The sequence below is a fragment of the Nonomuraea sp. H19 genome, assembly GCF_052068215.1.
In the GTDB taxonomy this organism is placed as follows: Bacteria; Actinomycetota; Actinomycetes; order Streptosporangiales; family Streptosporangiaceae; genus Nonomuraea.
In genome coordinates this window covers 167784-189609 of record NZ_JBQHCV010000011.1, presented here as the reverse complement: position 1 = coordinate 189609, position 21826 = coordinate 167784, and the positions used below count along the sequence as shown (strand labels likewise).

The following is a 21826-nucleotide window of genomic DNA, read 5'->3' as shown; positions in this document are numbered from 1 at the left end:
CTCCCTGATCACCGCGCTCTCGCGGCGGGCCGTCCGACGTCCTTCGCTCCAAAGCCACGTTCGATTACTGTTGGTCAGTAATGATGCACTTTCCGTTGCGACTGCTGCGGTCCGCGGTGCTGGTCACGGCCTGCGGGCTGCTGCTGGTCGCCGTGGCCGGCGTGCTGGGCGAGGATCGCGTGGCCGTGGCCTTCGGTGGCGTGCTGCTCGGGCTCTTGTACGGGGCCGGCCCGGCGGTCGAGGGCCGGCCGGTGCCGGGGCGCGTGTGGCTGGCTCTGGTGACGGCGGGCTGGGTGGTGCTGGCCGTGGCAGCGCCGGCGTTCGTGTGGCTGGCGTTCCCGCTGCTGTTCGCGTACCTGCACGTGCTGCCGCTGTGGGGGGCCATGTTCGGGGTGGCGGTGCTGACCTCGGCGGCGATCGCGGCGGCGGCCTGGCACGCGGGCGGGCTGACGGTGCCACTGGTGGTGGGGCCTGCCGTCGCGGCCGTGGTGGTCACGCTGCTGGCGCTGGCCTGCCGCGCGCTGACGGCCGAGGCTGACCGCCCGCCTGGCCGAGGCTGACCGCAGGCCTGGCTGCGGCTGACCGCCCCTGGCTGAGGCTGACCGCCCGCTTGCCTGGCTGCGGCGGCGCGCCGAGGTCGCGGACGGGCAAGCGACGGTCAGGCCGTCACGATGGCGAAGTCGGGCACCGGCCGGTCCAACACCGCGACCAGCCGCCGCAGCACCGCCGTGTCCCCCTCGCGCTCCACCCCTTCGACGCCCTTGCCCGCGAGCAGGCCGGCGAGCTGGGCCTTCGTCAGGCGAAGCGTGAGGTCGGCGGAATCGTCCTTCGGGTTCATCTGATGGATCAGCGCGCCGTTGGACAGCGTCGTACGATGCCGCTCCCGCAGGTCGGTCAGGTGCCAGTCGATCGACAGCCGCTCGTTCCAGGCCTTGGGGCCGTCGACGCGGACGGCCAGCGAGTCGAAGATCTGCTCCACGGTCAGCGCGGCGAACAGGTCGGCCGAGGCGGTGTCCATGGTGGCGGGCACGATGCCGTCCGCCAGCTCCAGGGCGCCCATGAGGTAGAAGTTGCGCCAGGTGGCGTTCTCGGCGCCGTGGCCGAGCCTGGTGTAGACCTCGGCGAGCAGGTCCCGGGCCTCCTTGTTGCCCTCGTCGGCGAAGACGGCGTGGTTGAGCAGTTGGGCGGCGAAGCGCAGGTCGTTCTCCTGTATGTAGCGCCGGGCGAACGCGACCACGGCCGAGCCGCCGCCCAGGCACTCGACGTAGCGGACCGCGCTCTCCCGCGGCGGGTGCTCCCACAGATGAGCCGGGTTGCCGTCGAACCAGCCCAGGTAGCGCTGGTAGATGGCCTTGACGTTGTGGCTCGTAGAGCCGCAGTAGCCGCGCGCGTGCCAGGCCCGCTCCAGTGCGGGCGGCAGTTGCACGGCCTCGGCGATCTCGGCCCCCGTCAGGCCCTTGTTGAGCAGGCGCAGCGTCTGGTCGTGCAGGTAGGCGTACATGTCGCGCTGCTGGCTGAGAAAGCTGACGATGCTGTCGCGGCCCCACGTGGGCCAGTGGTGGGCGGCGAAGGCGACCTCGGCCCGGTCGGCGAACAGGGAAAGGGCCTCGTTCAGATGCCGCGCCCAGGCTCGGGCGTCGCGGACCGTGGCGCCGCGCAGCGAGAGGACGTTGTGCTGGTTGTGGGTGGCGCTCTCGGCCAGGCACAGCGCGGCGCGGCCGGGGAAGAAGAAGATCATCTCAGCGCCTGGGGTGAGCTGGAAGACCATCGGTACGCCGTCGACCGTCTCCTCCTGGCCGGTCCTGGTGATCTCGATCGTGGGCGGGATGAGCGACAGGGTGCCCGTGGAGACGGTCAGGCCGAGGCCGCAGCCGATCTGGCCCTCGGGTGAGCGGGACAGCGCGGAGCCGTACAGGTAGACGGCGCGGCGGGTCATGGCCGGGCCTGCGTAGACGTACTCCGACACCGCGTGCTCCAGGAATCCGGCGGGGGCCAGGATGGGCACACCGCCGCGGGTGACGCCGCGTACGCCGCCGAAGTGGTCGGCGTGGGAGTGGGTGTAGATCACGCCGGTGACGGGGCGCTCGCCGCGGTGGGCGCGGTACAGCTTCAGCGCGGCGGCGGCGCACTCCGTGGAGATCAGCGGGTCGATCACGATGACGCCGTTGTCACCCTCGATCAGCGTCATGTTCGACAGGTCCAGGCCGCGTACCTGGTAGATGCCGTCGGCGACCGCGTACAGGCCCTGCTTGGCGCAGAGCTGGGCCTGCCGCCAGAGGCTGGGGTGGGCCGTCTTGGGACACTCCTGGTGGAGGAAGTCGTAGGAGTCGTTGTCCCAGATGACCCGGCCGTCCGCGGTCGTGACCACCGCCGGGCTCAGCTTGGCGATGAACCCACGGTTCGCGTCCTCGAAGTCGCCCCTGTCATGGAATGGAAGGTCTGCCATGCCAAGCCGCATGCCCGGGAATCAGCCCCGAGTAGCCCAACAAACGTCCCTAAGAAGGATGAATCTCGGGCAATAAGGACATGCGATGATGTTGGCCCTACTGGATGGGAGCTGCCCGTGGAAGCGTGCGTGTTCGACCTCGACGGCGTGCTGGTCGATTCCGAGCCGGTGTGGGAGGAGGTACGGCGCGCGTTCGTGGCCGAGCACGGCGGCACGTGGCAGCCGGACACCCAGACCAGGCTCATGGGCATGAGCACCGCCGAATGGGCCGCGTACCTGCACGAGCTGGGAGTGGGGATGCCGCCCGGCGAGATCGCCCGTGACGTGGTGGACCAGATGGCCGCGCGCTACCGCGACGAGGTGCCGTTGATGCCGGGCGCGGTGGAGGCGGTGCGGCGCCTGTCCGGGCAGGTCGCGCTGGGGCTGGCCAGCTCGTCCCCGCGCCGGTTGATCGACGTGGTGCTGGACGCGGCCGAGCTGAAGGAGTGCTTCGCGGCCACGGTCTCGACCGAGGAGGTCGCCCGGGGCAAGCCGGCGCCCGACGGATATCTGGAGGCGGCGCGGCGGATGTCGCTGGATCCGCAGGGGTGCGTGGCGGTCGAGGATTCCAGCAACGGGCTGCGGTCCGCGCACGCGGCCGGGATGCGCGTGATCGCCGTACCGCACCCCCGCTACCCGCCCGCGCCGGACGCCCTCGCACTGGCCTGGCGGGTGCTGCCGGGGCTCGACGCGCTCACGCCCGACCTGATCTCGTGAACGTGCGCACCCCCTGGCTATGCTTTGGGAATCGTGCGAGACATCACGGTTTTCAGCGGTAGCGCCCACCCCGAACTGGCCGAGGAGATCTGCGCCCACCTGGGCACTCCTCTGCACCCGGTCCGGCTCAACCGGTTCGCCAACGACGTTCTCGAGGTGCAGTTGCAGGCCAACTGCCGCGAGCGTGACGTGTTCCTCATCCAGCCCCTGGTGCCGCCCGTGCAGGAGCACCTGGTCGAGCTGCTGCTCATGCTCGACGCGGCCCGCGGCGCCTCCGCCGCCAGGACCACCGTTGTGCTTCCGCACTACGCATATGCCAGATCAGACAAAAAGGACGAGCCGCGCATCTCCATCGGCGCGCGGCTGGTGGCCGACCTGATGGTGACCGCGGGCGCCAACCGGGTGCTGGCGATGACGCTGCACTCACCGCAGGTGCACGGCTTCTTCAGCGTGCCCGTCGACCATCTGCACGCGCTGCGCGAGATGGCCGCGCACTTCCGCCAGTACGACCTGACGAACACGGTCGTCGTCTCCCCCGACCTCGGCAACGCCAAGGAGGCCGCGCACTTCGCCCGCCTGCTCGGCACCGGCGTCGCGATGGGCGCCAAGCAGCGCTTCAGCGACGACCGCGTGGTGATCAGCTCGGTCATCGGCGAGGTGACCGGCAAAGACGTGATCATCCTGGACGACGAGATCGCCAAGGGCAGCACCGTCATCGAACTGCTCGACCGGCTGCGGGACCGCGGCGTTCGCTCGGTGCGGGTGGCCTGCACGCACGGGCTCTTCGCGAGCGGGGCGATCGAGCGGCTGAGCGCGCTGCCCGAGGTCGAGGAGATCGTCTGCACCAACACCGTGCCCTCGCCCAAGCCCAGCGACAAGCTCACGGTGCTGTCGATCGCGCCCGCTCTGGCCGAAGCGATGCGCCGGATCCACGACGGCGAGTCGGTGAGCGCCCTGTTCGGTACACCCTGAGCACGATGCCGGGTCCCTAGGCGAAACCGCCGTTGCTCATGAGCAGTTGGCCGTTGATCCACTGCCCCTGCGGCGAGCACAGGAAATCGACGAGATGAGCGGTGTCCTGCGGCGTGCCGAGCCGGCTGAGCGGCGTCTGACGGAGGCAGCTCTCCCGCACCTCGTCCGACATCCAACCGGTGTCCACCGGGCCGGGATTGATCACGTTGGCGCTGATCCCGAGGTGGGCGAGTTCGTGGGTGGCGGCCAGGGTGATGCGGTCCAATGCGGCCTTGCTGGCGCCGTAGGGCAGATTGCCGACGGTGTGGTCGCTGGTGAGGCCGATGATCCGGCCGGTCCCTGGAGCGCCGTGGAAGCGTCGCCCGTACTCGCGGATCAGCAGCCAGGTGGCCCGCGCGTTCACCGCGAAGTGCCGGTCGAAGCTCTCCACCGTGGTGTCGAGCAGGCCCGAGTCGACCGACTCGCAGTGACACATCACCAGGGCGGTGACGTTGCCCAGCGCCCGCTCCGCCGCGTCGAAGATCTGGGCGGGGGCGGCCACGTCGGCGAGGTCCGCCTCGATCGCGACCGTGGCCGCGCCCTGCTCCGCGAGGGCTTTTTCGATCGCATCGCTCGCCCCGCCCTCGACGCCCCAGGACATGCGCTCGTCGTAGGGGGTCCAGTAGGTGAAGGCGATGTCCCAGCCCGAAGCGGCCAGTCGCATGGCGATCCCCGCGCCGATGCCGACGGTGCGTCCGACGCCGGTGATCAAGGCGACCTTTCCAGCCGGGCGTGCATCGATCATAGTTGCCATCATGCACGCAGCGACCGACCGCCTGCTAGGGCATTTTCTGGAAGCAGTGGAGCCGACAGTCCCACTGGTCGCGTTATGGGCACACGGATCGCTCGCGACCGCCGACGACTACCAGCCGGGCCGCAGCGACCTGGACCTCATCGCGGTCGTCGAGGAGCCCATCACGATGGAGCAGTGGCGGCGGCTCAAAGCCGTGCACCGGGCCATCGACCTGCCGATGGCCGACCTGCTGCACTGCTCCTACATGGCCAGGCAGGAGCTCGCCGACCCGGCGATCGAGCACGTGACCTGGGCGCACGAGCGCATCTTCCGTCGTCCCGTCACCGCCGTGACGCGGCGCGAACTGCACACGCAGGCCCTGGAGCTGTACGGGCCGCCGCCTGCCGGACTGCTGCCGCCGGTGTCGGATCAAGAGCTGGCCGAGTTCGTACGGGTGGACCTGCGGGACTTCTGGCTGGACAGGACGCGCGGGCGGCGGCGCTGGCTGCAGAACATCTGGGTGGACCTGGGCATGGTGACGGTCGCCAGGGCCACGGTCACGCTGCGGGACGGGCGGCTGATCAGTAAGCGGGAGGCCCTCGACGTGCTGGGCGAGCTGGGCGCGCCCGCGATCGTGGTGGCCGACGTGCGGGCCCGCAGGTACGGCACCCCCGCGCCGGTGCTGAGCCGGTTCAGGAGGGCCAAGCTGGCTCGTGCGTTCATCAGGTCCGCGATCACGAAGGCCCTCGCCTAAGCGCCGCCATCGAGCACCCGCAGGTCAGCCCGGTTCCGGGCCGAGGATCACCGTCAGCTTGGACAGCGCCTCGGTGATCTGCCGCGGGGTCAGGCCGAGCACCGCGCGCTGATAGCCGTACACCTCGGGGGCCAGGGGCGCGAGCAGGACGTCGACCAGCCCGTCCCGGCCCGGCGTGCCGGCGGCGACGAGGAGCGCGCGCACGTGGGCGCGCCAGAAGCCGTACGCGCCGGTCTCGAAGCGCGAGCGGCCCACCTCCGAGCCGAGCACGAGGTGCGAGTGATCCTCCAGCAGCCGCACCATGGCGGCGTAGAAGGCGGCCAGCCGCTCGCCGGGCGGCGCTCCAGGGCCGAGCGGGGGCTCGCCGCGTAGCAGCCGCTCCTGCAGCTCCCGCTCGTGCTTGTCGAGCAGTGCGACGGCGATCGAGGCCCGGTCGGGGTAGCGGCGGTAGAGCGTGCCCCGGCCCACCCCCGCCTTTTTGGCGATGTCGTCCATCGTCACGTCCTGCGGCGGCTTTTCCGCGAAGAGCAGGGCGGCGGCCTCCAGGATCCTGGCGCGGTTGCGCGCGGCGTCGGCTCTCTCCATGACCGGAATTGTATCTGGACGCACTGTCCGGTTATATTGAACCGGACAATGTGTCCACTTAAGGAGAGATCATGCTGCTACATCTGGACGCCAGCGCGCGCCGCGCGTCGTTCTCGCGGAAGCTGTCGGGCAGCTACGCCGCCACCTGGCGCGCGGCCCACCCGGAGGCTCGGTACGTCTACCGCGACCTGGCCGCGCGGCCCGTGCCACACATCGGCGAGGCGTGGACGGAGATATGCGATTTCATCCTGGAGCAGGAGATAATGGATATTTCGCGCTATCGGGAGGCGGTACGCACACCCGCCCAGCGCGAGGCGTGGGCGGTCGTGGAGCCGCTGCTCGACGAGGTGGTGGCGGCCGAGGTGATCCTGATCGGCGCGCCGATGTACAACTACTCGATCCCCTCGTCGCTGAAGGCCTGGCTCGACCAGATCACCTTCCCCAAGATGTCGCTCGAAGGCCGCTCGTTCGTGGTGACCAGCGCGCGCGGCGGCGCGTACGGACCCGGCACGCCCCGCGAGCCGTACGACCACCAGGAGCGCTACCTGCGCGACTTCTTCAAGGGCCACTTCCAGGCGGAGGACGTGACGTTCATCCACGCGGAACTGGTCAACGCCCGACTCGACCCGGCGCTGGCGCACCTGCGCGACCGGCACGAGGAGTCCCTGGCGGCGGCGCTCAAGGAGGTGGCCCGATGAACTGGCTGATCCTGGTCCTGGCCGGCCTCGTCGAGGTGGCCTGGTCGCAGAGCATCAAGCCGACGCACAACTTCACCCGGCCGGTGCCCACGCTGGTGTGCCTGCTCCTGATGGCCGCGGCCGTCTGGCTGCTGTCGCAGGCCATGAACACGCTGCCGGTCGGCACCGCGTACGCGGTCTTCACCGGCATCGGCGCCGTCGGCGCGATCAGCTTGGGCATCGCGCTCAACGACGACCCCGTCTCCGTAGGCAGGATGGCGGCGCTCGCGCTGATTGTCGGCGGGATAGTGTTGGCGCGTGTTACCACCTGAACCAGGAGAAGGGCGGCAAATGGGGGAGAGCAGGCAGTCCTATCTGGTGGCCGCGGCGTCGGCGGTGGCGCTGCTGGGCGATCCGGCCGTGGCCGCGGCATGGGACAAGCCGAGCGCGCTCACGGAGTTCAGCGTCGCGGGGCTGGCCGGCCATCTAGCGCTCCAGCTCGTCCGGGTGCGCGACGCGCTCGCGCTGGACGCCGAGGCCCAGGAGCCGATCGAGCTCATCGAGCACTATTCGCGCTCGCCGTGGGTGCAGGCGGGGCTGGACCACGAGAGCAACGTGTACGTCCGGCGGGGCGGGGAGGCGGCCGCCGCCGACGGCCCGGCGGCACTGGTGGAGCGCACGCAGGCGCTGCTCGACGAGCTGACCGTCGTGCTGCCCGCCGAGCCTGCGGACCGGGTCATCCGGCTGCCGTGGGCCGAGTGGTCCCTCACTCTGGACGACCTGCTGCTGACCCGGCTGGTGGAGCTGGTCGTGCACTCCGACGACCTGGCCGCCAGCGTGGGCATCGAGACGCCTGCTCTGCCGGAGTCGGTGATCGATCCCGTGGTCGAACTCCTGGCGCGGCTGGCCGTGCACCGGCACGGGGCGACGGCGGTCATCCGCACCCTGAGCCGGGCTGAGCGCGCCCCCGCCACGATAAGCGCCTTCTAGGAGAGGTCGCGCCCGGGGCCGCTCCCCCGGCTCGATGCCCCTCGAACAACTCGGCGAACCCCAGCCGGGCGCGCGTCGTGTCCGTGGGGACGCGGCGTACTGCGCCTCGCCGACCCATTCACCGCGCCGCGAACGCCATCATGCTCACGTTTCATATGGAATGAAGCGTTCCGTTCTGATAGAGTAAGAGCAGAACGTTCCGTTCCGAACAGATTGGGTTCGCCATGACCTTCCTCGTCACCGGTGCCACCGGGACCGTCGGCCGTCTCGTCGTCGAGGAGCTCCTCGCCGCCGGGCAGCAGGTGCGGGCCCTGACCAGGAACCCCGCGAAGGCCGGCCTGCCCGAGGGCGTCGAGGTCGTCGCCGGAGACCTCGCCCAGCTCGACTCGCTGGCCGGCGTCTTCGACGGCGTCGAGGCCGCGCACTTCATCAACTTCGCGGGCGACGACTACACGCCCCTGCCGGACGGCGCGGGCCTGGTGAAGCTGGCCGCCGAGGCGGGCGTGCGACGGGTCACGGTGCTCGGCGGGCGCGCGGAGGGTGAGCTGGAGCAGGCTCTGGCCGCCACGGACATCGAGTGGACGCTGCTCGAGCCGGTCGAGTTCATGTCCAACACGCTGCGCTGGTGGGCGCAGACGATCAAGACGGAAGGCGTCATCAAGGAGCCGTTCGGCGACCGGCTGAGCGCACTGGTGCACGAGCGCGACATCGCCGCCGTGGCCGCGACGGTGCTGGTCAAGGGGGGACACGGCGGCAGGACGCTCACGATCAGCGGCCCGGAGGTGATCACGCTCAAGGAGAAGGTCGCGATCCTGAGCGCGGCCATCGGCGTGGACGTGCGATTTGTGGAGCTGACCGTGGACGAGGCGCGGGCCAAGTGGCGCGGCGACGGCATGGGCGAGGAGACCATCGAGTTCCTCGTCGACGCGCTCGGCAACACGCCGGAGGTCGGCTACACCTTGGTCCCGACCGTAAAGGAGATCACCGGCCGGGACGCGCGCAGCTTCGCTCAGTGGGCCACGGAGAACGCCGCCGCCTTTCAGTCGTGATCGGTGACCTCGGGGAAGTCCTCGACCGGCGTCCGCCTGTCCAGCAGGTGCCGGTCGAGGAAGGCGGTGAGGTGGGCGCGCGTGATCGCCAGCGCCCGCGCGCCGTCCATCTCCTGAGCGGGGATGCCGAGCTTGGGCCTGATTACGGCGTAGTCGACGAACGCTGAGTGGTCCGTCCCCGCCACCGTGATCCAGCGCTTCGGGCCCTTGAGGTTGGCCCAGGACTGCTTCCACGAGTCGTCGGTGCCCTCGGGCGTGTGCGTCCGCGGCGCCCCGATCAGCATGAACGGGCGCTTCAGGGGCTCGACGATCGGCTTGAACGTGCCGTCCAGGTTGACGCCGGCCTTCACCCGGGGATCGGCGAGCATGGTCTGGGCGGCGCTGTTGCCGCCCATCGAGTGGCCCACCATGGCGATCTTCGACCGGTCGATCGCCTTGCCCCAGCGGCCCTTGGACAACTCGTCGAGCACGAACCGCACGTCCTTCACCCGGCTCGCCGCGACCTTCGCGCCGTCCTGGCCCTTCACGCAGGCCAGGCAGGTGGTGGTCCGGCCGTCGGGGAACGTGGTCCCGACCGACTCGTAGGTGTGCTCCACCGCCGCCACCAGGTAGCCCCTGCTGGCCAGGTCCTCGGCGAGCGAGGTCAGGGTGGCGCGCGGGAAGGAGAACCCGGGCGACATGACCACCAGCGGGTGGCGGCCCTTCCGCGCGGGCGCATCGAGCCCGGCGTACGTCCTGACCTTGGTGAGCGCGTCCGGGGGCACGTTCTCGAAGCTCTTCAGGACCGCGGCCGACTCCTGCGGGGTCATGTACGGCGCCCGCTTCTCGACAGCCTTGCGAGCCGGGTACCAGAGCGAGACCATGAGCTCCCGCTGGTCCGCCTCAGGGTTCCACGGGTCGGGACGGCTCGCATCGGTCAGGTGCAGGGTGGTCGTGCCGATGGGTTTGGGGCCGGTCGGCTGCGGCAGGGCGAGGTCGGTGGCCGGTGCCGCCGGTGTGGCGAGCACGATCAATGACGTGGCGAGAATCTTGAGCATGGCTTCTACGCTGGCGGCCGGGGGCGGCCGGGCGTACGCCCCGATCGTCGATCGGCTCTTACTACTTTCGTCGTAAAGGCATTTCCGGCCCGGCCCATACGCTGTGACCCATGCGGTTCGTTCTGCTCGGCGCGGGGATGTTCGCGCTCTCGCTGCCCGTGGTGCACGGGCAGGCGGGGGTGCCGTCGAGTCTGCCGCTCCCGGTGCTGATCGCGGTCGCCGCCGTCGCGGGCGCGGCCGCCTGGTGGGCGCGGCGGTCCTGGTGGCCGCTGGCCGTGGTGGGGGCCGTCACGTACGCGTGGCTGGTGATGTGGCCGCCGCTGATGCTGGCCTCCTACTACGCGGGCCGCACGCTGGACAGGCGCCGCATCGCGGCCTACCTCGGCGGCAGCGTGGCGGTGTGCGGGGTCTCCGCGCTGGTCGGCGAGTGGCAGAACGGCCTGCACGAGATGGCGACCGCGACCCTCGGCAATGCCCTGCTGATGGCGCTGGCCGTGATCGCGCTGCCGCTCGCCCTCGGCCTCTGGGTACGCGCCCGGCATGAGGGCCTGGCGGCGGCGCAACGCGAGCAGGTCATGCGGGCCGAGCAGGCCAGAGTTCAGGAGCGGGCCAGGATCGCCAGGGAGATGCACGACGTGGTGGCGCACCGGGTCTCGCTGATGGTGCTGCACGCGGGAGCGCTGGAGGTGCGGGCGGCCGACGACGAGACGGCTCAGGCGGCCGCCATGATCGGCGGGATCGGGCGGGAGGCGCTGGCCGACCTGCGTGACGTTCTCGGCGTGCTGCGGTCGCCCGAGGCGGACGCGGTGCTCCAGCCGCCGCCCACGCTCAGCGACCTCGACCGGCTGCTCGACCAGTCCCGCGCCCTGGGCATCACGGTGACCCGGCACGACGAAGGCGAGGCGCGGACGGTGGAGCCGACTGTGGAGCGGACCGCGTACCGGGTGATCCAGGAGGCGCTCACCAACGTGCACAAGCACGCGGGAGACGCCGGCACGGACGTGCGCATCCGCTACGGGCCCGGCGAACTGGAGGTCGAGGTGCGCAACCAGGCGCCCGGGTCGCCGCCGGAGAGGCTGCCCGGCGCCGGCTGGGGCCTGGTGGGGCTGCGGGAGCGGGTCGAACTGCTCGGCGGCACGCTACGCACCAGCGCCCAGGACGGCGGCGGCTTCCTGGTGCGCGCCCGGATCCCGGCATGATCAGCGAACTCGGGGTGATCGGCACGCCCGGCGTGGCCAGCACGCCCGGCGTGGCCAGCACGCCCGGCACGTCCGGCACGTCCGGCACGTCCGGCACGTCCGGCACGTCCGTCGTGGTCGCCACACCCGGTGTGGCCGGCGCGACCGGTGTGGCCGGCACGTCCGGCGATCGGAGGTGCGTGTGATCCGGGTGCTCGTCGTGGACGACGAGGAGCTCGTGCGGTCCGGGCTGCGGCTGATTCTGGAGGCCGCGGGCGACATCGTGGTCGTCGGCGAGGCTCGCGACGGCGCCGAGGCCGTGTCCGCCGTGGCGCGGCTGCGGCCCGAGGTCGTGCTGATGGACGTGCGCATGCCGGGCATGGACGGCCTTGCCGCCGCCCGCCTGCTGGCCGGGCCCGGCATGCCGAAGCTGATCATGCTGACGACGTTCGACCTCGACGAGTACGTGCACGAGGCGCTGCGGCTGGGCGCGGTCGGGTTCCTGCTCAAGGACACCCCGCCGAGGGAGCTGGCCGCCGCCGTCCGCACCGTCGCCGGCGGCCAGGCCATGCTCTCCCCCTCGGTGACCAAGCGCCTGATCGCCTCGTACGCCGACCGCGCCCCTTCCCGGGCCGAGGCCGCCCGCAGGCAGCTGGCCGGGCTCACCGGCCGCGAGGAGGAGGTGATCAGGGCGCTGGCCCGCGGCCTGTCCAACGCCGCCATCGGCCGCGAGCTACGCCTGACGGAGGCCACGGTGAAGGCGCACGTCAGCCGCGTGCTGGCCAAGCTGGGCCTGGCCAACCGGGTCCAGGCCGCCATCCTGGTCCACGACGCCGACCTGGGCTGACGCCGGGTCAGCCCACGGCGTCCGCGTAATAGCAGGCCGCCTGTGCCTCGGGCACCGCGGGCAGGATGGTCAGCGGCTCCGCGCGGCACTTGCCGTCCACCCCGGCCTCGGCCGCCCGCCCGGAAGCCAGCACCTGGCAGCGGGCGTGGAAGCGGCACCCGCCGGGGATCCTCGTCGGGTCCGGCGGCTCGCCGGTCAGCACCACCCGCTCCGGGGACTCGGGCAGCACCGACATCAGCGCCTGCGTGTACGGATGCCGCGGCGCGGTCAGCACCTGCTCGACAGGTCCGGACTCGACGATCCTGCCCAGGTACATCACGGCCACCCGGTCCGCGATGTTCCAGGCCAACCCCAGGTCATGGGTGACGACCAGCGCCGACAGGCCCAGCTCTTCCCGGAGCTTGAGCAGCAGCGCCAGGATCTCGCCGCGCACGGAGGCGTCGAGCGAGGCCACCGGCTCGTCGGCGACCAGCACCTTCGGGTTCAGCGCCAGCGCGCCGGCGATCACCACGCGCTGCCGCTGCCCGCCGGACAGCTCGTGCGGGTAGCGCAGGAAGAACCGGTCCGGCGGCCGCAGCCCCGCTCTGGACAGGGCCGTGGCCACGACCTCCCGCTCGTCCGGCATGCCGTGGATGCGCGGGCCCTCGGCGACGGCCTCGTACACCGTTTGCCGGGGGTTGAGCGAGCCCATCGGGTCCTGCAGGACGAGCTGCACCTGCCTGCGGTAGGCCTTGAGCGCTTTGGAGCGGTAGTCCAGGGCGGCGCCGCCGTACCGGACCTCACCGGAGGTGGGGCGTTCGAGGCCGAGCAGCGTGCGGGCCAGCGTGGTCTTGCCGCACCCGGACTCGCCCACCAGCGCCACGATCTCGCCCTCGCCGATGGCGAGGTTCACGCCGTCCACGGCGCGGGCGCGGCGCCCGCGCGAGGCGAACTCCACGTGCAGGTCGCGGGCCTCCAGCAGGGTCGGCCGGGTCGTCGAGACGGCCTCGGCGGCGGTCTGCGTCTCGGTCATGAGACCTCCTCCTTCGCCCGTACGTGCACGCAAGCGGCATTACGGCCCGGGCCGGCCGGCCACAGCTCCATGTCCAGGCTCGCGCATTCCTCCAGCGCGACCGGGCAGCGCGGGTGGAACGAGCAGCCGGTCGGGAGCTGCATCGGGTCGGGCGGATCGCCGCCGAGCCCCTTGGGCGCCAGCCGCGAGACCGGGTCGCCCACCGTCGGGAACGCCGCCGCCAGCGCCCGGCTGTAGGGGTGCTTGGCGTCGTGGAACACCTCGTGCGACGGGCCGTGCTCGACGACGCGGCCGGCGTACATGACGGCGAGCTGCCCGCACACGTCGGCGAGCACCGACAGGTCGTGCGAGATCATGATCAGCGAGATGTCGTGCTCGGCGACCAGCTCCTTGATCAATGTCAGCACCTGGGCCTGGACCATCACGTCGAGTGCGGTGGTCGGCTCGTCGGCGATGATCAGCCGGGGCGAGCAGGCCAGCGCCATCGCGATCATCACGCGCTGCCGCTGCCCGCCGGACAGCTCGTGCGGGTAGCTGCGGGCCCGCCAGGCCGGCAGGCCGACCTGTTCGAGCAGCTCGGCGACGCGCTTGCGGGCGCCGTCCGGCTTGGCCAGGTTGTGGACGAGCAGCGGCTCGGCGATCTGGTCCCCGATCCTGCGTACCGGGTTGAGCCCGTGCTGGGCGCCCTGGAACACGATCGAGGCCTCGGCCCAGCGCACCGCCCGCAGGCGGCCCCACTTCATGGTGAGGACGTCCTCGCCGTCGAGCAGGATCCGGCCGCCGACGCGCGCGTCCCGCGGCAGAAGCCGGAGCAGCGCCATGGCCAGCGTCGACTTGCCGGATCCCGACTCGCCGGCGACTCCGAGTGCCGCTCCGGAGTCCAGGGTCAGCGACACACCACGCACAGCGGGCACCTCGCCCGAGGCAATGCGGTACGTCACCGACACGTCGTCGAGTTCGAGCAGACTCATGCGGCCGACTCCGTCGCCCGCATGAGTCTTTGACTGCTGTGTCTGATTGTTCTCTCGCTTCGCTCGCTCACGACGCCCTCCTGAGCCTGGGGTTGAGCACGGCCTCCAGCGCCCGCCCCACCAGGGTGAACGCCATGACGACGGCGAGGATGGCCAGGCCGGGGATGAGGATGTACCACCAGGCGCCCTGGGTGGCCGCGCCGAAGTCGTAGGAATAGCGCAGCATGGTGCCCCAGGAGGTCTTGTTCGCGCTCGCGCCGAGGAAGGCCAGCGTGGACTCGGTGACGATCGCGCTGGCCACCTCCAGCGTGGTGCTGGCCAGCAGCAGCGGCGCCACGTTCGGCAGCACGTGCCTGGTGGTGATGTGCCAGTGGCCGCCGCCGAGCGCCTTCGACCGCTCGATGTAGGGCCTCGCCTCGACGGCGAGCGTCTGCGCCCTGATCAGGCGCGCGGTCGACGGCCACGTCGTGATCCCGATGGCCATGATGATCGTGAACGTGCTGCCGCCCAGAATGGCGGCCAGCACCAGCGCCGTGACCAGGGACGGGAGCACCAGGAACCAGTCGGTGACGCGCATGAGGGCACCGCCGAACCAGCCGCGGAAGTGCCCGGCGGCAACACCGACGACCAGCCCGATCACGATGCTGAGCAGCGCGGCGAGGAAGCCGATCAGCAGCGACGTGCGCGAGCCCCACCACACCATCAGCAGGATCGAGCGGCCCGACTCGTCGGTGCCGAACGGCTCACTCAGGCTCGGCGGCGCCCACCGGGTCCCGGTGCCACTGATGACGCTGGTCACGTTCTCGTCGATGAACAGCGGCGCGATCAGCGCGAGGACCACGGCGACGACGAGGGTCACCAAGCCGATCATCCCGGTCCGGTGATGCCGGAACTCGAACCAGAAGCGGCTCAGTGCGAGCCGCCTGCGGGCCGCGGCAAGATTCGTCATGCCGACCTCACCCTCGGGTCGAGCACGTGGTAGACCACATCGGCCAGCGTGTTCATGAGGATCACCGCCACGGTGATCAGCATGAACGTGCCCTGCATGAGCGTGAAGTCAGGCACTCTGACCGCCTCGTAAAACAGCTGGCCCAGGCCTGGCCAGGTATAGATCGTTTCAACGGTGACCGCGCCGCCGACCACGAAGCCGATGCGCATGAAGACCAGCGTCACCGTGGGCAGCAGGGCGTTGGGCACCGCGTGCCGGCGCCGCACGTCGTCGTCGCGCAGGCCCTTGGCGCGGGCCACGGTGACGTAGTCCTGGCTGACCTCCTCCAGCAGCGACGACCGCATGACGAGGAGGTATTGCGCGTAGACCACGGCCACCAGCGTCAGGCACGGCAGCACCATGTGGGAGGCCACGTCCAGCACATAGGCGAATCCGTCGGGCGCGTCCACGCTCTCGATGCCGCGGAACGGGAAGATGCCGGGGATCGGCCCGATGCCGACGCCGAACACCATCATCAGCAGCAGCCCGAGCCAGAACGTCGGCACCGACCACAGCACCAGCGACGCGCCGGTGGAGATGCGGTCGAACCGGCTGCCGTGCCGCCACCCGGCCCGCGTGCCCTGCCAGATGCCGAGACTGACCGCGATGACCAGGCCCGTGCCCGCCAGCAGCAGCGTCGGGCCGATCCGCTCGCCGATCAGGTCGAGCACCGGCCGCTTGTACTCGTAGGACGTGCCCAGGTCGAGCCTGAGCGTGTCGCCGACGAAGTCGAAGAACTGGTCGATCAGCGGCTTGTCCAGGCCGAGCCGGCGGCGTTCGAGGTCGAGCTGGGCCGGGGTCATGTTGCGGCCCTGCGCGAGGTTGCGCACCGGGTCGCCGGGCAGCAGCCGGAACACGAAGAACGTGCCGACGACCACCATGGCGATGCTGAACAACGCCCCACCGGCCTTCGACAGCGCGTATCGCAGCGTGCCTCGGTAGGTGGGGCGCTCGTCACCAGGGCCCGCCGCCTGGACGGCGGCGGGCTCTGCTGCTTCAAGCGGTGTTGTCATTCGCGCTCGTCCGCGACGCTCTTGCGCCGCCTGGTCAGGAGGAAGGCCGCCAGCCCGACGACCACCACGCCACCGACGATACCGGCGATCAGACCGGTGTTGGAGCCGCCGCCGGCCGCGCCGCCGCTCGCCGCCGTGGCCTTGACGTCCACGGTGTAGAACGGCCAGTAGCCGCTGCCGCCGTACAGCAGGCCCTTGTCCTCGGGGATCGGGGTGATGCTGGTGATCCGGTCCTTGCGGTAGCCCTCGAGGTCGTTCGGGTAGTAGATGGCGATGACCGGGGCCTGGGTGTAGAGCCGCTCCTGCATCTGCTTGAGAAGCTCGGCGCGCTTGGGCCGGTCGAGCTCCTTCAACTGCTCCTGGTAGAGCTTCTCGAAGGTGTCGTCGCAGAAGAACGACTCGGTGCCGCCGCCCTCGCCGCCCGGAGCCGGCCTGCGGCTGCACAGGTGCGTGGCCATGACCTCTTCGGGGTCGGGGTTGACCGACCAGCCGCTGATCGCGATGTCGAACAGCGCGGTGACGCCGGTCTCCTCGCTGAACTTGCTGGAGTCGACCTTCTTGGTGGTCAGCGTGATGCCGATCTCCTTGAAGAAGCCGGTCAGGTATTCGGCGAGCTTGTCCTCGATCGGCGTGTCGGTGTGGATGCTGAAGCGGAACTCCAGCTTGCGCTTGCCGTCGGGCATCGTGCGGACGCCGTCAGCGCCCTTCTTGTAGCCGGCGTCGTCGAGGATCTGGTTGGCCTTGGCGGGGTCGTAGGTGACCTTGGTGTCGCCGGTGGCCTCCCAGAAGAAGTCCTTGTACATCGGCGGCACGATCGAGCCGTCGGCCGGCTTGGCCAGGCCGTTCTGGACCTCGGCGACCAGCTTCTGCTTGTCGATGGCGTAGTGCAGCGCCTGGCGGACCTTGACGTCCTTCAGCGCCGGGTGGCCGTCACCGACGGGCTTGTCGTCCGTGGTGGTGGCGCCGTGGTTGATCTGCAGGTAGGTCGCGCGCCGGCCCTGCGTGTTCCACGCCTCGATGTTCGGGTCGTTCTGGATGGCCTCGAACTCGGGCGGCTGCAGGCGGCCGATCAGGTCGATGTCACCCTTCTTCAGGCCGGCGATCGCGGCCTGGGGGTTGTCGTAGAAGATGACCTGCAGCTCGTCGATCTTGGGCTTGCCGCGCCAGTAGTTCGGGTTGGCCTGCAGCTTGACGTGCTGGTCCTTCTTGTGTTCGACCGCGATGTACGGACCGCTGCTCACCGACGGGTACTTCTCGGCGTCGTAGTTGGCCATGTCCGTGACCGACTCCCAGACATGCTTCGGCATGATCGGGACCGGGTTGTCCAGCATGGACGCCTGCGGGGCCTTGAGCTTGATCGTCAGGTCCTGGCCGCTGGCCGTGACGCTCTCGAAGTTCTCCACCGCCGGGCCGTTGGCTGTCTTGGCGGCCTCGTCCGTCATCATCTTGTTGAACGTCCAGGCGGCGTCGTCGGCCGTGATCGGCTTGCCGTCGGACCATTTGGCGGCGCGGATCTTGAACGTCCAGGTGAGCCCGTCCTCGGACGTGGTCCACGACTCGGCCAGGTCGGGGCTGGGCTGGAGCGTCTTGGAGTCGGGGACCGTGAGATAGCCGTACATCCAGCGGTGGACCGACGTCGAGACCAGGCGGACGGCCAAGAACGGGTTCATCGAGTCCATCGCCTGCGTCGCGCCGACGCGTACGATCTTCTTCCCCGCCGCAGGGTCCTGAGCCAGGGCAGCAGTGGCGCCCTGACCTGTAACTAAGAGCGCTACGCCGAGCATCGCCAGGCGCGCGAACCATTTCCTCATAAGTGCCTCACCTTCAGGCGGGGGTTCCTGTGTAGAGAAAGGCAAACCATATGGAGACGCGGTGTCAACGCGCTGCGGAAAATTGTTTCATCTTCGTTTCCTTTGGCGGTGTAAATTTTCAGTCCCCTTGGGGCTACCGTGAGCGGGTGCCCCGCGTGCCCCGCCTGCCCGTCGCCCTCGTCGCCGCCCTGACCGTCGCCGCCGGGCTGGGCGTCCGGCTGCTGTGGGACGGCCCGGTGCCGAAATACGCGGGGGACGCGCTCTACACCGTCCTGATCTACACGATCGTCGTGCTCGCCGCACCGCGGGTCCGCCCATGGGCGGCCGCGCTGGTGGCGGCCGGGCTGAGCTGGGCGATCGAGTTCGCCCAGCTCGCCGGGATCCCCGCGATTCTACGGCCGGTGCTGGGCAGCACGTTCAACCCGCCCGATCTGCTCTGGTACGCCGTGGGCGCCGGCGCCGCCTGGGCCGTTCACGCGGTCGTGGCGACCCGGCCGCCAGTCAGGTGACCGGGATGCGCCGGCCGCGGTCGCGGGCTTCGTCTTCATGGGCTACGCGCTGATCGGCCTCCACCGGCCCGCCACCAAGCCGGCGGAGACCCCAAGGGCTCAGTGGCAGCCGCCCGTCCCGCAGCACGACCCGCCGGCCTGGGGCAGGAGCTCGACCTTGCCCGCCAGCTCATAGCCGGCCTCGGTCACGGCCGCCTCGACCAACTCGCGGTCGAGCGGCGCCGCGCTCGTCACGGTCACCGCCCCGGACGTCAGGTCCACCTCGACCTCGCTCACCCCGGCCACCTTGCCGACCTCGGCGGTCACGGAGCTGACGCAGTGGCCGCAGGTCATGCCCTCAACCTGGTACGTCGTGACAGTCATGATCGCTCCTCACTCTCGTACTCTTGATGGCACCAATATACCCCCTAGGGGTAACAACGCATACATCCGACCCTGCCGGATAGGGGACGGGAAACACAGCCCAAGGGGGAGTTCACATGCTGAACGGCAAGACCATCGCGTTCCTGGTCGCTCCTGAGGGAGTGGAGCAAGTGGAGCTCACAGAGCCGTGGAAGGCGGTCAAGCAGGCAGGCGGCACGCCCGTGCTCGTCTCCACCGATCCCGGCCAGATCCAGGCGTTCCACCACCTGGACAAGGCCGACACGTTCGCCGTGGACGACACCGTGGACACCGCCGATCCGGCCGCGTTCGACGGTCTCGTACTCCCTGGGGGTGTCGCGAACCCCGACCGCCTGCGCATGGTGCCGCAGGCCGTACGGTTCGTCCGCGCCTTCTTCGACGCGGGCAAGCCGGTCGCCGCGATCTGCCACGCGCCCTGGACCCTGGTCGAGGCCGACGTGGTGCGCGGACGTACGCTGACGTCCTGGCCCAGCCTCCAGACCGACCTGCGCAACGCCGGCGCGAACTGGGTGGACCAGGAGGTCGTCGTGGACACCGCGGGGCCCAGCACGCTGGTGACCAGCCGCAAGCCGGACGATCTGAAGGCCTTCTGCCAGGCGGCGACCGACGCGCTCGGCCAGTGACGTCCCACCCGTGGCCTGCGGGCCACGGGTTTCCATGACCACATCGAAACTCACCTGTAACACCTTGTCCCTGGGGCGGAAATGGTCTAGATGTAGACCAAATAGAGCGTTCTCCGCTCGCCCCCAGGGAGACCTCAATGAGTTCAACTGAAGAGGATTCCAGGCGACTGGCCGAGCTCGGCTACAAGCAGGAGCTGGCCCGCACCTGGAGTGGTTTCTCGAATTTCGCCATCTCCTTCTCCATCATCTCCATCCTCGCCGGCTGTTTCACCACCTTCGGGCAGGCCTGGAACAACGGCGGCCCCATCGCCATCTCGTGGGGCTGGCCGCTGATCTCCGCGTTCATCCTGATCATCGGTTTCTGCATGTCAGAGCTGGTGTCGGCGTACCCGACGGCGGGCGGCATCTACTGGTGGGCCGCCAAGATGGGCAAGCCGATCCACGGCTGGTTCACCGGCTGGCTCAACCTCATCGGCCTCATCGCCGTCACCGCGTCCGTCGACTACGGCTGCGCGACGTTCCTCAACATCACCCTCAACCGGCTGACCGGCGGCGCGTGGGAGGCCACGCTCCCTCGGGCGTTCCTGTTGTTCGTGATCATCCTCGCGCTGCACGCCCTGATCAACATCTACAGCCACAAGCTGATCTCGGTGCTGCAGAACGTCTCCGTCTGGTGGCACGTCGCGGGTGCCGCGATCATCGTCGCCATCCTGATCTTCGCCCCCACCGCGCACCAGTCGGCCGACTTCGTCTTCTTCGGCACGAACAACAACTCCGGCTTCGGTGACGGCTCCGACGGGCTCCCCTTCTGGCTGTACGTGCTGCCGCTCGGCTTCCTGCTCACCCAGTACACGATCACCGGCTACGACGCCTGCGCGCACGTATCGGAGGAGACGCAGGGCGCGGCCACGTCCGCCGCCCGCGGCCTGTGGCAGTCGATCTTCTACTCGGCGATCGGCGGCTGGATCCTGCTGCTGTCGTTCCTGTTCGCCGCCACTAACGTGGACGAGATCAACAAACAGGCCGGCTTCGTCGGGGCCATCTTCGAGACCGCGCTCTCCTCCCCGCTGGCCACGGCGATCTTCGCGATCTCCACGATCGGCCAGTTCTTCTGCGGGATGAGCTGCGTGACGTCGATGTCGCGGATGACGTACGCGTTCTCGCGCGACGGCGGGGTGCCCGGCTGGCGGCTGTGGTCCAAGATCGACCGGAACCGCACCCCGGTGAACGCGATCATCGCCGGCTGCGTGGTGGCCGCCCTGATCACCCTGCCCGCGCTGTACGCCCCTCCCGGGCTGACCACGCCGGTCGCGTTCTACGCCGTCGTGTCGATCGCGGTCATCGGGCTCTACCTGGCGTTCCTCATCCCGATCTGGCTGCGTTTGCGGATGGGAGACCGCTTCGAGCCTGGCCCGTGGACCCTTGGCGGGAAATATCGGGTCTTGTGCTGGATCGCCAGCATCGAGATCGTGATCGTCTCGATCTACTTCATCATGCCGTTCTCCCCCGCCGGCGTCCCGGGCAACAAGGACTTCACCTGGACGGCGGTCAACTATGCGCCGATCGCGGTGGGGCTCGTGCTGATCGGCATCGGCCTGTGGTGGACCCTGTCGGCCAAGCACTGGTTCACCGGTCCCCGCCGCACGATCGACGAGGCCGACCAGGCCGACGAGGTCCCGACCGCTTGACGCACTGTACGTGGGTACGGCTTCCCGCAGGCCGTGCCCACGTACCCGTCAGGAAGCCTCGAAGGCGGCCGCCACGACCGTCCGTACCTCATCCATGGAGGCGGACCCCAGCTCGCGCTTGATCGAGGTCATGTCCACGTCCGGCATCCCGCAGGCGACCGCCCAGTTCCAGGGAGACAGATCGCCGTCCACGTTGAGCGCGAACCCGTGGCTGGTCACGCCCCGGCTCTGCCGCATCCCGATCGAGACGATCTTGCGCCCGGTCTCGGCGGTCCACACGCCGGTCAGCAGCTCGGACCCCGGCGGTGTGTCGCGCCGTTCAGCGGGCAGGCCCAGCTTGCCCAGCGCCTCCACCAGCCGCAGCTCCACCTCGCGCACGTAGTCGACGATGCCCTGGTCCTCGTCCAGCTTGACGATCAGGTAGCCGACGAGCTGCCCCGGCCCGTGGTAGGTGAGCTGCCCGCCGCGCCTCGTCTCCATGACGGGGATGCCCCGTGTGGGGTCGGGCAGATGGGTCATCGGCGTGCGACGCCCGACGGTGTAAACGGACGGGTGGCTGAGCAGCCACAGCGTGTCCGGCCGCGCGTCCCGCTGGCGCTGCCCGACGAGGTCGGTCATGCGCTCCATCGCCGTGTCGTAGTCGACGAGATCGTCCTGAACGAGTGTCAGCGGCCTTGCCCTCATGCTTCGAGGATAAGCCGCCCCCGGGAAAGCCGGCGCCCAGGCTGCGGCGGTTGCGCGGGGCG

General features: G+C 70.0%; 25 protein-coding genes. 14 read left to right on the top strand and 11 right to left on the bottom strand.

Annotated features, from left to right (window positions below; translation table 11 throughout):
• Positions 1-80: 80 nt before the first annotated feature.
• A complete protein-coding gene (locus ACTMTI_RS25390) occupies positions 81-560 on the top strand; it encodes a hypothetical protein (protein WP_441123006.1) in 480 nt (159 codons plus the stop codon).
• A 98-nt stretch (positions 561-658) separates the two neighbouring features.
• Here the strand turns inward: ACTMTI_RS25390 and ACTMTI_RS25385 are convergent, their stop codons facing one another.
• Positions 659-2446, bottom strand: coding sequence for an alkyl/aryl-sulfatase (locus tag ACTMTI_RS25385; protein ID WP_441123005.1), 1788 nt, complete (start codon positions 2444-2446; stop codon positions 659-661).
• A gap of 117 nt (positions 2447-2563) precedes the next feature.
• Between ACTMTI_RS25385 and ACTMTI_RS25380 the strand changes: the two genes are divergently transcribed.
• Positions 2564-3202, top strand: a complete 639-nt coding sequence (locus tag ACTMTI_RS25380) for an HAD family hydrolase (RefSeq protein WP_441123004.1) — start codon at positions 2564-2566, stop codon at positions 3200-3202.
• Between the two features lie 33 nt (positions 3203-3235).
• Positions 3236-4174 carry a ribose-phosphate diphosphokinase gene (locus ACTMTI_RS25375; RefSeq protein WP_441123003.1) on the top strand — a complete coding sequence of 313 codons (939 nt, stop codon included), beginning with the start codon at positions 3236-3238 and terminating at the stop codon, positions 4172-4174.
• 16 nt (positions 4175-4190) lie between these two features.
• On the opposite strand, the gene ACTMTI_RS25370 is transcribed toward ACTMTI_RS25375, so the two are convergent.
• Positions 4191-4958 (bottom strand): SDR family oxidoreductase, encoded by a 768-nt coding sequence (locus tag ACTMTI_RS25370; protein WP_441123002.1) that lies wholly within the window; start codon positions 4956-4958, stop codon positions 4191-4193.
• Positions 4959-4968: 10 nt separating this feature from the next.
• Here ACTMTI_RS25370 and ACTMTI_RS25365 point away from each other — a divergent pair, with 10 nt between their 5' ends.
• Positions 4969-5700, top strand: a complete 732-nt coding sequence (locus ACTMTI_RS25365) for a nucleotidyltransferase (RefSeq protein WP_441123001.1) — start codon at positions 4969-4971, stop codon at positions 5698-5700.
• A 24-nt stretch (positions 5701-5724) separates the two neighbouring features.
• On the opposite strand, the gene ACTMTI_RS25360 is transcribed toward ACTMTI_RS25365, so the two are convergent.
• Positions 5725-6285: a TetR/AcrR family transcriptional regulator gene (locus tag ACTMTI_RS25360; protein ID WP_441123000.1), complete on the bottom strand. Its 561-nt coding sequence runs from the start codon at positions 6283-6285 to the stop codon at positions 5725-5727.
• A gap of 71 nt (positions 6286-6356) precedes the next feature.
• Here ACTMTI_RS25360 and ACTMTI_RS25355 point away from each other — a divergent pair, with 71 nt between their 5' ends.
• The 4 genes from ACTMTI_RS25355 to ACTMTI_RS25340 all read left to right on the top strand — a co-directional run bounded on the left by ACTMTI_RS25355 (position 6357) and on the right by ACTMTI_RS25340 (position 9001).
• A complete protein-coding gene (locus ACTMTI_RS25355; protein ID WP_441122999.1) occupies positions 6357-6983 on the top strand; it encodes an FMN-dependent NADH-azoreductase in 627 nt (208 codons plus the stop codon).
• Complete coding sequence (locus ACTMTI_RS25350) at positions 6980-7294, top strand: DMT family transporter (protein WP_441122998.1); 315 nt, start codon at positions 6980-6982, stop codon at positions 7292-7294. Before ACTMTI_RS25355 ends, ACTMTI_RS25350 begins: the two co-directional genes overlap by 4 nt.
• Positions 7295-7313: 19 nt before the next feature.
• Positions 7314-7952, top strand: coding sequence for a maleylpyruvate isomerase N-terminal domain-containing protein (locus ACTMTI_RS25345; protein ID WP_441122997.1), 639 nt, complete (start codon positions 7314-7316; stop codon positions 7950-7952).
• Positions 7953-8176: 224 nt separating this feature from the next.
• Positions 8177-9001, top strand: a complete 825-nt coding sequence (locus tag ACTMTI_RS25340) for an NmrA family NAD(P)-binding protein (RefSeq protein ID WP_441122996.1) — start codon at positions 8177-8179, stop codon at positions 8999-9001.
• On the opposite strand, the gene ACTMTI_RS25335 is transcribed toward ACTMTI_RS25340, so the two are convergent.
• Positions 8992-10038 carry an alpha/beta hydrolase family protein gene (locus tag ACTMTI_RS25335; protein ID WP_441122995.1) on the bottom strand — a complete coding sequence of 349 codons (1047 nt, stop codon included), beginning with the start codon at positions 10036-10038 and terminating at the stop codon, positions 8992-8994. The two genes, ACTMTI_RS25340 and ACTMTI_RS25335, sit on opposite strands and share 10 nt — an antisense overlap.
• A 110-nt stretch (positions 10039-10148) precedes the next feature.
• Here ACTMTI_RS25335 and ACTMTI_RS25330 point away from each other — a divergent pair, with 110 nt between their 5' ends.
• From ACTMTI_RS25330 to ACTMTI_RS25320, 3 genes are read left to right on the top strand one after another with little or no spacing between them, the layout of a single operon-like run.
• The gene (locus ACTMTI_RS25330; RefSeq protein WP_441122994.1) at positions 10149-11237 is read left to right on the top strand and encodes a sensor histidine kinase; all 1089 of its coding nucleotides are present in this window, start codon (positions 10149-10151) and stop codon (positions 11235-11237) included.
• Positions 11234-11422, top strand: a complete 189-nt coding sequence (locus tag ACTMTI_RS25325) for a hypothetical protein (protein ID WP_441122993.1) — start codon at positions 11234-11236, stop codon at positions 11420-11422. The genes ACTMTI_RS25330 and ACTMTI_RS25325 overlap by 4 nt, the downstream gene beginning before the upstream one ends.
• Positions 11419-12063 carry a response regulator gene (locus tag ACTMTI_RS25320; RefSeq protein ID WP_441122992.1) on the top strand — a complete coding sequence of 215 codons (645 nt, stop codon included), beginning with the start codon at positions 11419-11421 and terminating at the stop codon, positions 12061-12063. The genes ACTMTI_RS25325 and ACTMTI_RS25320 overlap by 4 nt, the downstream gene beginning before the upstream one ends.
• 7 nt (positions 12064-12070) lie before the next feature.
• Here the strand turns inward: ACTMTI_RS25320 and ACTMTI_RS25315 are convergent, their stop codons facing one another.
• The 5 genes from ACTMTI_RS25315 to ACTMTI_RS25295 all read right to left on the bottom strand — a co-directional run bounded on the left by ACTMTI_RS25315 (position 12071) and on the right by ACTMTI_RS25295 (position 17858).
• A complete protein-coding gene (locus tag ACTMTI_RS25315; RefSeq protein ID WP_441122991.1) occupies positions 12071-13075 on the bottom strand; it encodes an ABC transporter ATP-binding protein in 1005 nt (334 codons plus the stop codon).
• Entirely contained in the window at positions 13072-14046 is a 975-nt protein-coding gene (locus ACTMTI_RS25310) for an ABC transporter ATP-binding protein (RefSeq protein WP_441122990.1), read from the bottom strand. The genes ACTMTI_RS25315 and ACTMTI_RS25310 overlap by 4 nt, the downstream gene beginning before the upstream one ends.
• A gap of 67 nt (positions 14047-14113) precedes the next feature.
• A complete protein-coding gene (locus ACTMTI_RS25305; RefSeq protein ID WP_441122989.1) occupies positions 14114-14995 on the bottom strand; it encodes an ABC transporter permease in 882 nt (293 codons plus the stop codon).
• Positions 14992-16047 (bottom strand): ABC transporter permease, encoded by a 1056-nt coding sequence (locus tag ACTMTI_RS25300; RefSeq protein ID WP_441122988.1) that lies wholly within the window; start codon positions 16045-16047, stop codon positions 14992-14994. The genes ACTMTI_RS25305 and ACTMTI_RS25300 overlap by 4 nt, the downstream gene beginning before the upstream one ends.
• Entirely contained in the window at positions 16044-17858 is a 1815-nt protein-coding gene (locus ACTMTI_RS25295) for an ABC transporter substrate-binding protein (RefSeq protein WP_441122987.1), read from the bottom strand. Before ACTMTI_RS25295 ends, ACTMTI_RS25300 begins: the two co-directional genes overlap by 4 nt.
• 146 nt (positions 17859-18004) lie before the next feature.
• Between ACTMTI_RS25295 and ACTMTI_RS25290 the strand changes: the two genes are divergently transcribed.
• On the top strand, positions 18005-18367 hold the full coding sequence (locus ACTMTI_RS25290) for a DUF2809 domain-containing protein (protein WP_441122986.1): 363 nt from the start codon (positions 18005-18007) through the stop codon (positions 18365-18367).
• A gap of 99 nt (positions 18368-18466) precedes the next feature.
• Here ACTMTI_RS25290 and ACTMTI_RS25285 read toward each other — a convergent pair whose 3' ends face one another.
• Entirely contained in the window at positions 18467-18730 is a 264-nt protein-coding gene (locus ACTMTI_RS25285; RefSeq protein WP_441122985.1) for a heavy-metal-associated domain-containing protein, read from the bottom strand.
• Between the two features lie 116 nt (positions 18731-18846).
• On the opposite strand from ACTMTI_RS25285, the gene ACTMTI_RS25280 reads away from it, so the two are divergent.
• Together ACTMTI_RS25280 and ACTMTI_RS25275 are read left to right on the top strand one after the other, a co-directional pair.
• Positions 18847-19392: a type 1 glutamine amidotransferase domain-containing protein gene (locus ACTMTI_RS25280; protein WP_441122984.1), complete on the top strand. Its 546-nt coding sequence runs from the start codon at positions 18847-18849 to the stop codon at positions 19390-19392.
• A 137-nt stretch (positions 19393-19529) separates the two neighbouring features.
• On the top strand, positions 19530-21080 hold the full coding sequence (locus ACTMTI_RS25275) for an amino acid permease (protein ID WP_441122983.1): 1551 nt from the start codon (positions 19530-19532) through the stop codon (positions 21078-21080).
• Between the two features lie 48 nt (positions 21081-21128).
• Here the strand turns inward: ACTMTI_RS25275 and lipB are convergent, their stop codons facing one another.
• Positions 21129-21764, bottom strand: coding sequence for a lipoyl(octanoyl) transferase LipB (gene lipB, locus ACTMTI_RS25270; protein WP_441122982.1), 636 nt, complete (start codon positions 21762-21764; stop codon positions 21129-21131).
• Positions 21765-21826 lie beyond the last annotated feature (62 nt).